Annotated in this window: 7 protein-coding genes, 2 tRNA genes, 1 rRNA gene and 1 pseudogene; 2 read left to right on the top strand and 9 right to left on the bottom strand. The window is 38.7% G+C overall.

The window, feature by feature from the left end:
* Positions 1–83: 83 nt before the first annotated feature.
* From HOO54_RS05285 to HOO54_RS05260, 6 genes and pseudogenes are all read right to left on the bottom strand, one after another.
* Positions 84–1,633, bottom strand: a 16S ribosomal RNA gene (locus HOO54_RS05285).
* A gap of 129 nt (positions 1,634–1,762) precedes the next feature.
* Positions 1,763–1,836 (bottom strand) — tRNA-Gly (locus HOO54_RS05280).
* A 13-nt stretch (positions 1,837–1,849) separates the two neighbouring features.
* A tRNA-Arg gene (locus HOO54_RS05275) sits at positions 1,850–1,926 on the bottom strand.
* 463 nt (positions 1,927–2,389) lie between these two features.
* Positions 2,390–3,805 (bottom strand): annotated as a pseudogene (locus HOO54_RS05270) (sugar porter family MFS transporter); the annotation flags it as partial.
* 535 nt (positions 3,806–4,340) lie between these two features.
* Complete coding sequence (locus HOO54_RS05265) at positions 4,341–6,155, bottom strand: acyltransferase family protein (protein WP_172293139.1); 1,815 nt, start codon at positions 6,153–6,155, stop codon at positions 4,341–4,343.
* Between the two features lie 409 nt (positions 6,156–6,564).
* On the bottom strand, positions 6,565–7,182 hold the full coding sequence (locus HOO54_RS05260) for a LysE/ArgO family amino acid transporter (protein WP_172293137.1): 618 nt from the start codon (positions 7,180–7,182) through the stop codon (positions 6,565–6,567).
* Positions 7,183–7,770: 588 nt separating this feature from the next.
* Here HOO54_RS05260 and HOO54_RS05255 point away from each other — a divergent pair.
* On the top strand, positions 7,771–8,682 hold the full coding sequence (locus HOO54_RS05255) for an EamA family transporter (protein WP_172299362.1): 912 nt from the start codon (positions 7,771–7,773) through the stop codon (positions 8,680–8,682).
* Between the two features lie 34 nt (positions 8,683–8,716).
* On the opposite strand, the gene yknW is transcribed toward HOO54_RS05255, so the two are convergent.
* A complete protein-coding gene (gene yknW / locus HOO54_RS05250; protein WP_172293135.1) occupies positions 8,717–9,328 on the bottom strand; it encodes a YknW family membrane protein in 612 nt (203 codons plus the stop codon).
* Between the two features lie 229 nt (positions 9,329–9,557).
* Between yknW and HOO54_RS05245 the strand changes: the two genes are divergently transcribed.
* Positions 9,558–10,046 (top strand): hypothetical protein, encoded by a 489-nt coding sequence (locus tag HOO54_RS05245; protein WP_172293133.1) that lies wholly within the window; start codon positions 9,558–9,560, stop codon positions 10,044–10,046.
* A gap of 92 nt (positions 10,047–10,138) precedes the next feature.
* Here HOO54_RS05245 and HOO54_RS05240 read toward each other — a convergent pair whose 3' ends face one another.
* On the bottom strand, positions 10,139–11,041 hold the full coding sequence (locus tag HOO54_RS05240; RefSeq protein ID WP_172293131.1) for an NAD(P)/FAD-dependent oxidoreductase: 903 nt from the start codon (positions 11,039–11,041) through the stop codon (positions 10,139–10,141).
* 78 nt (positions 11,042–11,119) lie between these two features.
* Positions 11,120–11,521 (bottom strand): Rrf2 family transcriptional regulator, encoded by a 402-nt coding sequence (locus tag HOO54_RS05235; RefSeq protein WP_172293129.1) that lies wholly within the window; start codon positions 11,519–11,521, stop codon positions 11,120–11,122.
* Positions 11,522–11,535 lie beyond the last annotated feature (14 nt).

The following is an 11,535-nucleotide window of genomic DNA, read 5'->3' as shown; positions in this document are numbered from 1 at the left end:
AATGATCCTTCAAAACTAAACAAGATCTGAAACGTACCTGTCTGATAAGACCGAGAGGTCTTACATTCCGTATATATCCTTAGAAAGGAGGTGATCCAGCCGCACCTTCCGATACGGCTACCTTGTTACGACTTCACCCCAATCATCTGTCCCACCTTCGGCGGCTGGCTCCAAAAGGTTACCTCACCGACTTCGGGTGTTACAAACTCTCGTGGTGTGACGGGCGGTGTGTACAAGGCCCGGGAACGTATTCACCGCGGCATGCTGATCCGCGATTACTAGCGATTCCAGCTTCACGCAGTCGAGTTGCAGACTGCGATCCGAACTGAGAACAGATTTGTGGGATTGGCTTAGCCTTGCGGCTTCGCAGCCCTTTGTTCTGTCCATTGTAGCACGTGTGTAGCCCAGGTCATAAGGGGCATGATGATTTGACGTCATCCCCACCTTCCTCCGGTTTGTCACCGGCAGTCACCTTAGAGTGCCCAACTGAATGCTGGCAACTAAGATCAAGGGTTGCGCTCGTTGCGGGACTTAACCCAACATCTCACGACACGAGCTGACGACAACCATGCACCACCTGTCACTCTGCCCCCGAAGGGGACGCCCTATCTCTAGGGTTGTCAGAGGATGTCAAGACCTGGTAAGGTTCTTCGCGTTGCTTCGAATTAAACCACATGCTCCACCGCTTGTGCGGGCCCCCGTCAATTCCTTTGAGTTTCAGTCTTGCGACCGTACTCCCCAGGCGGAGTGCTTAATGCGTTTGCTGCAGCACTAAAGGGCGGAAACCCTCTAACACTTAGCACTCATCGTTTACGGCGTGGACTACCAGGGTATCTAATCCTGTTCGCTCCCCACGCTTTCGCGCCTCAGCGTCAGTTACAGACCAGAGAGTCGCCTTCGCCACTGGTGTTCCTCCACATCTCTACGCATTTCACCGCTACACGTGGAATTCCACTCTCCTCTTCTGCACTCAAGTTCCCCAGTTTCCAATGACCCTCCCCGGTTGAGCCGGGGGCTTTCACATCAGACTTAAAGAACCGCCTGCGCGCGCTTTACGCCCAATAATTCCGGACAACGCTTGCCACCTACGTATTACCGCGGCTGCTGGCACGTAGTTAGCCGTGGCTTTCTGGTTAGGTACCGTCAAGGTACCGCCCTATTCGAACGGTACTTGTTCTTCCCTAACAACAGAGTTTTACGATCCGAAAACCTTCATCACTCACGCGGCGTTGCTCCGTCAGACTTTCGTCCATTGCGGAAGATTCCCTACTGCTGCCTCCCGTAGGAGTCTGGGCCGTGTCTCAGTTCCAGTGTGGCCGATCACCCTCTCAGGTCGGCTACGCATCGTTGCCTTGGTGAGCCGTTACCTCACCAACTAGCTAATGCGCCGCGGGTCCATCTGTAAGTGGTAGCCGAAGCCACCTTTTATGATTGAACCATGCGGTTCAATCAAGCATCCGGTATTAGCCCCGGTTTCCCGGAGTTATCCCAGTCTTACAGGCAGGTTACCCACGTGTTACTCACCCGTCCGCCGCTAACCTTTCGGGAGCAAGCTCCCTATGGTCCGCTCGACTTGCATGTATTAGGCACGCCGCCAGCGTTCGTCCTGAGCCAGGATCAAACTCTCCATAAAATGGAGCGCAGATTAAGTTCGTCACTTGTGACGACATCTGCCCTGACTTGCACTAAATGTGCTTTTTTATTACTTGAATTAACAGGTACGTTTTGTCTTGTTTAGTTTTCAAAGATCATTCGGTTAAATTGGAGCGGGTGATGAGAATCGAACTCACGACATCAGCTTGGAAGGCTGAGGTTTTACCACTAAACTACACCCGCTTAATAAATATGATGGCGCGCCCGAGAGGAGTCGAACCCCTAACCTTTTGATCCGTAGTCAAACGCTCTATCCAATTGAGCTACGGGCGCTTCATTATCAGGCGACTTAACTATAATACTATGAAAAGCATTTAAAGTCAACAGTTTTCAAAAAGTTTTTTTAGCACATTTGACTTTATTCATTATACACTTTTTAGAGCATTTGTAAATCCTTCATGATTCCGCTGTTATTATCAGCGACGAATAATAATATACCATGACATGAATTCGACAGTCAACAGTTTTTTTAAAAAAATATAATTTTACTCCCCATTCATTTCAGTAACTTGCATCCCCACTTGTCTAGTTTTATTGTTAACCCTTCTCTCACTTTTTATAATCTCCATCGGAAATAAATGATACGGTTTATTTTATAGAAAGAATAGAGCCTATTAAAATTTTATCATTTATAAAGGGTAAAAGAAAGACAGGAAGTACTTAGACTGCCAATGCGATGACCTTTGGCAGTCTAAGCTACCACCTCCCACTGCTCCTTTATATAGAAAGAAGTTGTTTATCCGCTTGTTTTTGCACTTGGATCATTCTCTAAATGTTTTGTCTTATAATTGCGGAAATTATGTTCGAGTTGCTCGAGAGTAAGCCCCTTCGTTTCCGGAAGAAAGATTTTCACAAATGTAATCGAAGCAAGCCCCAGACCAACGAAAATGTAGAATGTTAAAGACAACCCAATTTTCTCAAGTAGTATTGGGAATGTGAAACCAACAAAGAAATTGGCGATCCACAAACAAAATACAGTAACCCCCATACCAAGCCCGCGCAAACGCAGTGGGAATATTTCTGAAAGCATCAGCCATGTAACCGGCGAAATCGCCCCTTGTTGGAATGTTAAAAATGTTACGGTTAAGGAGAGCACAACATAAGGAAGAGCTACCGAACCTTGAAGTAATGTTGAAAAGATTCCAATTAAAAGCAAGGCTGTTGTCGTTCCAATCAAACCAGTCAATAGCATGGGACGCCGCCCAACCTTACCAAGTAGCCAAATCCCTACAAACGTCGCCAATACTGAAATAACACCGTTGGCAATATTGCCAATTAACGCCGCTTTTGTCTCAAACCCTGCGCTTTTAAGAATTTCTGTACCATAATACATAATGGAATTCACACCGGTAATCTGTTGCACAACCGCAATTCCAATTCCAAGAAATACAATTCGGCGCACCCAGGGTACAGTAAGTTCTCTATATGGCGCTTGTTTCATTCTAGACTCTTTCAAAACAGCATCTTCTATCTCCTTAAATTCTAAGTGGGCATGTTTTTCTTCTCGAATTTTTTTAAGAACGCCTAAAGCATCTGCATTTTTATCTTTTGAAACTAGCCAACGTGGACTTTCAGGCACTTTTAACATACCGAAGAATAAAAATAAGGCTGGAACTGCGGCGATTACCAGCATATAACGCCAAACATGAGAAATGTCACCCATTGTTGTGCCAAGGATGGCATTGAAAGTAAACGCCAGTAGTTGTCCGGATACAATCATCAATTCATTTTGGGTAACGATTCGCCCCCTGCTTTCTGATGGAGACATTTCTGCCAAGTAAGTTGGTACTGTTACAGATGCGCCTCCTACAGCAAATCCCAGAAAAAAACGAGAAATGACCATTGCAGTGACATTAGGAGCAAAAGAACATCCAAGTGTAGCAAAAAAGAATAGCACAGCAAGAATGATTATGTTTTTGCGGCGACCAATATAATCCGAGAACCTCCCTCCTAATACCGCTCCTAAGGCCGCTCCTAAAAGAAGTATGCTTGTGACAAGACCTTCTGTAAATGCGTTGAGATTAAGCTGATCCCTTTCTGCCATATAAGGTAATGCACCGTTAATCACCCCAGTATCATAACCAAAGAGAAGCCCCCCGAAAGTCGATACTAAAATAATAGTACGTAAAAATGACTTTTGTTTTCCCTGTTCATATTATTCTCCCCCGCCTTCACTTTAAATCGGTATGTCTCGAAACATTAGTAGAAGATGGTTAGTTCAGGAATAGCATCAATTCATTTTAAAATCCCCCTTCTTACAATTATCTAATCCGAAAAAAGAAAAGCTGCACAAACATCACAATTATGTAGAAAACGCTTTCAAAATAGAAGTTATTAGATACGTTTTTGTTATATCATTGGTATTTGTTTGTTATATTTTTGTGATGTCTGACTTTATCATAGTTTTAAAAACCTTTTGAGTCAACATGTTTTTATAACATTTCACCATTAATCAAATTTGTGTAACTTTTTATTTTTTATCATATTTTGATTATATTATTATTACTTTATTGTAATGTTTAAAGAGGTCATCATACGAAAAAAGAGGTTCAATAGATGAGGGAAGTCAGGTTTGCCCTTATTTTTTAAACCATATGGAGCTGTCCGAAAGAGTAAATCTGTTAAACGAAAAAAGAGCAGCCAATAGTCAAAAATCGACTTAATGGGCTGCCCCTTCTTAGAAAGCATTATTTTATGGTTTTCACAATAAGTGCCGTTAACGCCTCTGCTCCTTCACGAACTAAGTGCACCCCATCAGAAGCGAAATATTCAGGATGATGCAGAGCTTCATTATGCCAGTCAATCAATGTCACATTTGGACGACTGTCAGCTTGTTGGCGTAACAATTCGTTTACTTTACTTTCCCACTGCCGCGGCACACGTGTGTTGACTAGATAAATATTGGCTTTTGAGAATGAGTTAAGTAACGTGTCCATTTGATCCTTTGTAAAATATCCATTGGTTCCTAGTTCAATAACGATGTATTTGCCAGACTGATTAAACGATTCATATTGAGATGTTAATTGAAGTGCCTGGGATAATTGCCTCCCGACTTTTCCGTCGATCGTGATATTAGAAAATTGTTTGCGAAGAGTTGGAGTGATATCAAGCATAACGGAATCTCCGATAGCTAAAACTTCTTTCTTAGAATGGTTTGAAACTTGATTTTTGGTTTCTTCGTCTGTTTTCTTTTTCTTTTCATGACTTTGATCGACCGACTGGTCAGAAGTTTTACTTGCCTCTTGTACGGACTCAGTGTACATGACATGAGGCTTTCTTTTTTCATCAGCTATTCCGGACATACCGCCAGCAAAAATGATAATTGCAGCAAAAGTCAATCCAATTGACATCCTATTAATGAGAGAAGACGTTTTCCATTCCACAATGTTGTTGAGAAAAACTTTCTGGAAAAATGGTTTAAATCCGTCCTCTCGAATGGGTTTTTCAACAAAGCGATAGGAAAGCTCAGCCAAAACCAGAGTTAATGCTACCTTAAGCAGATCATGCCAATAAACAGGATTTCCAATTTCATGAACAGGCGTACCCAACACGATAACAGGGTAATGCCAAAGATAAATTCCGTATGATCTTGTTCCGACCCACTGGATAGGTTTCCAAGAGAGCAGTTGTCCCAACAAGCTGCTCGGATGACATACACAGGCGATAAAAACAGCCGCAAAAAGGCTGATTAAAAGCATTCCACCATAATAAAGGAATGGATCAAACTCATCAATAAAATAAATAGCGAGTAGCAATAATATAAAAGCGCTAAATTCTGTTCCACGCAATGCATATTTCAATCCATCTGTTAAATTTTCGGAAGAAAGTCTTTTCATCGGCCATACAAGAGCTAAAGTACACCCAATTAACAATTCAAAAGAGCGAGTATCTGTTCCGTAATAGACACGGCTCGGATCTTCGCCAGGGGTATACAGCACACTCATTAAAATAGCCGAGAACAGTGCCAATAAGAAGACCGCCAAAGCGAGCCGAGTTCTTTTTTTAAATATGTACATTCCTGCCAACAGCATGATGGGCCATACCACGTAGAATTGTTCTTCAATCGACAAAGACCAAAGATTTTTTAAAGGTGATGGTGTACCAAAACTATCGAAATATGATAAGTTATGAAAAATAAATCGCCAATTACTAAAATATAAAAGAGCTGAAAGCGCATCACCACGCACCATAAACATTAGTTCACGGTTCCATAACACGACCCATATAACAGTCGTAATCATCATCAAAAAGACCGCTGGCAGTAACCGTCGAATTCGTCGCAGCCAAAAATCGCGAAAATCTATTTGAATATCATTCCCATATGCCGGTAGTATAATAGATGTAATCAGATAACCTGATAACACAAAAAAGATATCTACCCCAATAAAGCCTCCAGCAGCAAAACTAAAATTAAGGTGGTAAGCTATAACCGCCAAAACGGCAAAACCCCGAATACCGTCTAATCCCGGTATGTAGCGATGGTGTCGTGTTTCATGTAACATGGTATTCCTCCAGTAATACTTCGCAGATATTCTCGTTTGCAGGTGCTCATGCTCCCTCTCACTAACTCTTCAGTAAATAGACGCAAGGAGGAAGGCTTTTTGTTACAAAAATTTTAAAATATGCCGTTCTTAAATCCAACCTATAATTATTATCCTAATCATTCCACAGTTGATCAATCTATTTTTTTATACCTTTATATAAAAATATAAAACAACACTCTCTGTCGTGAGAGTGTTAAGGTATGTAAAGCTATGTATGATTGTTTGCTCAGTTTCATTATTAATAAAGCTGAACTAAACAATTTGCCTTAATACCGAGAACGAACTTCTTACTTATAATAGCATATAAAGTGAATTCTCGGTGCAAAATCTGGACATACTGGAAAGAAATCTATCTTTTTTTCTTAAACTAAAATGATTGGATGAGTTGTATTGAGATATAAACTGCTACACCCCAAATGATAAGAGCAGAAATCTTATTAATGATTCTTAAGAAATTTCCATCAGAATCAATATGACCTATGAGACGGCCCATTAATGAAAGTCCTAAAAACCAAATCCATGACACAATGATACAAGTCAAAGTAAACGCCGTTTTTTCCATCCCTTCATAATGAAGAGAGTTTGTTCCTATGACACCTATCGTATCAATGATTGCATGCGGATTCAGCAAAGAAACCGACAAGGCGAACATAATCTGCTTTTTGATTGGCATAGCCGCCTCTTGTTCACTTAAGTTTCCTGAATCACTTTTCCAAATCGACCACCCCATATAGATTAAAAAAATAAGACCAATCGTAAATATAATCGTTTTCAAAACCGGAAGTGTTAAAACAATTAAAGAAACCCCTAATACCGCTAACAAGATAAGCAAAGTATCACAAAGCGACGCTGTAATGACGACCGGAATTGCTCTTTTAAACTTCGGTTGTGAAGCCCCTTGATTAAAAACAAAAACGTTTTGAGCACCTAGCGGAATAATTAGCCCAAAGGCTAATACCATTCCATTCATGATCGCTGCCAACAAAGTTCATTTCTCTCCTCTTTTTCAACTTAATTATTATTTTTTGATTTTTTCAAATATTGTCCGCATATATCTTCAATAACACTATAAAAACCAGGCAGGAAAAACGATAAAATGATTATAATCAATTTCTGATAAAATTGCAATAATATGGTGTTTTAGATATTTTTTTAAAAAAAGGATTTTTAAATACTTTGTAGACAAAAAGACTTTCTATTACTCTGCAGGGTAAAATTTATTTTAGATAAAAGTGCTCACAACCGTTCTATTGTTCCATAACTATCATTTCATATTCAACATAAAAAAACCTTATCGCTTGCACAGACATAGTCATGAATTGTAGCAAATTAATTGTGATAAATTGAAATAATCTGCTCCCTTTGAAGCCACTATGGTCAACCATTTCTCTAAAATTTAGATGTCTTCCACTTGTTCATTGCAGGTCATTTGTATGACTTTCTATCCCCTTAAAAAACCTTATAATGAAAATTATGGTTTACCTGTTTGTTATGTTATATAATAAGTTGTGATATACGGCATTTGGGGGAGAGGTTAATTTTGACTATTAGCAATCGCAGTAAAGGTTTATTAATGGTTACGATCGGAGCAGCTTTCTGGGGGTTGTCAGGGACGGTTGCTCAAAACTTATTCCAAGAAAACAATCTGTCTATGGCATGGCTTGTCACAATTAGGCTGTTGGTTTCCGGTATTTTATTAATTACTTTAGGTTTTTTTGGATCAGAAAAAACTGAGATTTTCACAGTCTGGAAACATAAAAAATATCGAATAAAATTGATTGTCTTTGGAATTTTAGGCATGCTTGGGGTTCAGTATACATATTTTGCTTCAATAGATGAAGGGAACGCTGCAATTGCAACTTTATTGCAATATTTAGCTCCGGCCTTTATTGTTTTCTACGGATTACTACGATATAAAAGCTTCCCGACATTCATTGATTTTATTAGTATTTTTTTAGCTTTAACAGGAACTTTTCTTTTATTAACGAACGGAAAAATTGATGGATTAACAGTTTCAGGTCCATCAGTCTTCTGGGGAGTGCTTTCTGGATTATCACTAGCCTTTTATATCTTATACTCAGCACCTTTAATAAAAGTGCTCGGTTCCAAAATTGTGGTAGGCTGGGGAATGATTATTGGAGGAGTTGGCATCAGTTTTTTTACTCCTCCCTGGAAAGTAGATATGGCGAACTGGACCTTATCAACCGTGACACAAACCATGTTTGTCATTGTATTCGGAACATTACTTGCCTTTTATCTTTATATAGAAAGTTTGCGCTACATCTCTCCAAAAGAAACAAGTTTATTAGGATGTACAGAGCCTGTCGCTGCTGTATTATCATCTATTATATGGCTGAAGGTTCCTTTTGGCTGGTATCAAGGGTTAGGAGCCTTGCTCATATTGTTCATGATCATCTTTATGTCACAAAAGAGTGAAAATGATGTAAAAAATACCAATCACCTAGAGAAAGGAGCAGGTCATTGACTGCTCCTTTGATTCGGCTTTATATGTCATTGCTTTAAAAATGTAACGATGCTATAAACAAACCACCAATAAAATTAACTAGAAAAACCAGAAGAAACAATATCGCAACACTGATCCATGCGGTCCGCTTTGTGACTCCGCCGACTTTTTGGAGACCGATAGCAAGCAGAACAAGTGACCAGATGATAAAAATATCAAATGAGCCTATCATACTCTTATAAGGTTGTTCTACCGAAAAAACATCTTGTAAAGATGTGATAGAAACATGAAGATCAGTAAAATGAGAAATTAAAGTTGTCAGAGCACTTCTAATTGTGATGATAAATGTGACAAAAATGGATAAGGAAAACATGCTGACAAACTTAGTTTTCTTACCTCCAATCGATGTGATCAACCAAAAAATCAACGCACTTATAAAAATTATCAATCCTAAATATAAAATACTACTTAACAATACCAGCAATTCTAAATAAATTGATACTTTATCATTTGAACTGATAAGATAAGTTGTCGCTCCTAATAAAAGCATAACACTTAACATTGGCAGCCATACAGTTGGTCTTTCTTTCATCCTATTGAACTGTTTTACCGGATTTACGATTAAGCCCAATAAAGAAGGTTTTTTTGTTTTAATATTAGATTCCATTTTTAAAATTCCCTCCTACAACTTTAATTTAGCATTTCAATAGCAAGTGTTCGATTAAAACTAGCTTAATTTTTTCTGAGTCAAAAGTCACAATCTCCATTTAAAAATCTCTAATTACAACAAAAGGGAATTTCCATCACCTAAACGCTACGCATGAAAAACAAATTGAAATCAAAGAAAAAGTGGCGTATAATGACTTTGTTAAAAAAATACATACGGGGGACTCTTTATGAAAAAAATTTTAGCTTTCCTATTATTAAGCATTTTATGTTTATCATCTTTAACCTCAATTCCTGCTAGCGCTAAATCCTCAAAAGTAAATAGTGTGACTCGAGTTGAATATTATAATGCAAAAAATAAACTGATCGCTGTTAGAACTTCTAAAGTTGCAACACCAACTAAAAAGCTAAAATATCAAATTGGAAAAACTTATTTTAATAACTATATTTGGATAAAAAAAGGGTCTGCATTTAAAAAACCAGGAAAGATGAAACTTCAATTAAATAAAAAAACAAAACAGTTTGAAGTAAGAATGTATGCAGCTAATAACAAAACGTATATTGGTAAAGCTGTTTTCAAAAATGCCTCAGGTTGGGTTTCTTTTGATTGGAAGCTTCTTAGAAAAAAAGATGCTTCATATTCCTTTAAACTTGTAAGTGCTGCAAATTCCGGTAGAATCATTATCAATAAAGGATTTTTAGAATATAACGTTCGTTAAATTTGTCATTTCTAGAACAAAACGTGAAAAGGGCGTCCAATAGCCAAAAATTGGCTTACTGGACAGCCCTTTTTCTCTATCTGCTCATGTAACTAAAAACGTTCCATCACCAGATCATGATTGACGGAAAAGGCAGCCTTTTGACCGTCAGCAGCAGCGATTATCAGTGAAGTGGCACCCAGTTTTTGAGTTTCTCCGGCGATATAGACGTTTCTCGTTGTTGTTCGACCTGCACCGTCTGTTACAACTGTGCCATCTTTGTCAACTTGACAGGCGAGTTGCTCTACAAATTGATGTGGACGATAATAAGCGGGAATAACAAACCCACCTGATCTTATCATGATTTCTCCTGACTCGAACTCGATTTTTTGTAGTTTACCATTCTGACCGATCAGATTTTTTATATACTCAGATTTTATGATAATATTTCGACTTTGAAGCTTTTGAACACATTCTTTAGAAAGTTCCACTCCGTTTGTTAAGACAGCCAGATCATTCGTCCAATGATAAACTAATTTGACCATGTGCATCACATGCTCATCTTTCTCTGCTATAATAATGATCGGTTGGTCCCTTAACTCCCAACCATCACAATACGGGCAACTAAATAGACTTTTTCCATAAAACTCTCTTACACTCGCAATAGAAAATTCCTCTTGAATTCCCGTTGTCAACATTAGTTTTTCTGCATAAAATTCCTGACCGTCACTTGTTTTAACAATAAAATATTCTCCACTACATTCATTCATTTCTGTAATTGTCGAATGAAAGTAAGATATAGATGGATATTTCTTCAATTCATTTAATCCAGTTTCTTTAAATGCTTGAGGTGTTATTCCATCTTGCGTTAAATATCCGTGCGACTGCTGAGTCACTCTATTTCGATTCGTTCCATCGTCAAATACTGCAATTTTCCGTCTTGCTCTTCCTAAGGTTAAACTCGCACTTAAACCTGCGGATCCTCCACCAACAATCACACAATCAAACATATTCATTTTTATCCACCCTTTAATAAAGTATTACAGACAATAAAACTCTTTAATATCTATGATGAGGAGTAAATAAAAGCGGCTTTATTGAGCCACTTTCATTTTTTTAGCAATATCAGCGATTTTTTGATCTCTCAGCTCACTGAGCATCTTTTCTTCGGCATGAGTTATCACCTGTTGAATCAAGCATTCAGGATCATGATGAATGCAATAATCAAAAATCGAGGTCGGACCTTCAATCGCCTGAATAATGTCTAAAAAAGAAACAGTTTCCCAATTATGCTTCAGCTTATAACCACCATTTGCTCCTGAGATCGATTCGACCATCCCAGCTTTAACGAGTTTCGTCAATATTTTTGATAAATATGTAGTCGATACTTTTTGGTACTCAGCAAGCTGATGAACACCTATATGCCTTTCTGGTGTATGAATTGCCAAATATAACATGGTATGCAGTGCATAATTCGTTGCTTTTGAATATTTCATCTTCGACCCCACCA

Source organism: Bacillus sp. WMMC1349, from assembly GCF_013155385.1.
Classification (GTDB): domain Bacteria; phylum Bacillota; class Bacilli; order Bacillales; family Bacillaceae; genus Bacillus.
The sequence above is the reverse complement of the archived record's forward strand: the minus strand, read 5'-3'. Positions and strand labels throughout refer to the sequence as shown.

Coding starts and splice junctions, on each gene's coding strand:
- HOO54_RS05265 (WP_172293139.1), bottom strand. CDS start 6,155: ATGTTACATGAAACACGACACCATCGCTACATACCGGGATTAGACGGT.
- HOO54_RS05255 (WP_172299362.1), top strand. CDS start 7,771: ATGGTTACGATCGGAGCAGCTTTCTGGGGGTTGTCAGGGACGGTTGCT.
- yknW (WP_172293135.1), bottom strand. CDS start 9,328: ATGGAATCTAATATTAAAACAAAAAAACCTTCTTTATTGGGCTTAATC.
- HOO54_RS05245 (WP_172293133.1), top strand. CDS start 9,558: ATGAAAAAAATTTTAGCTTTCCTATTATTAAGCATTTTATGTTTATCA.
- HOO54_RS05240 (WP_172293131.1), bottom strand. CDS start 11,041: ATGAATATGTTTGATTGTGTGATTGTTGGTGGAGGATCCGCAGGTTTA.
- HOO54_RS05235 (WP_172293129.1), bottom strand. CDS start 11,521: ATGAAATATTCAAAAGCAACGAATTATGCACTGCATACCATGTTATAT.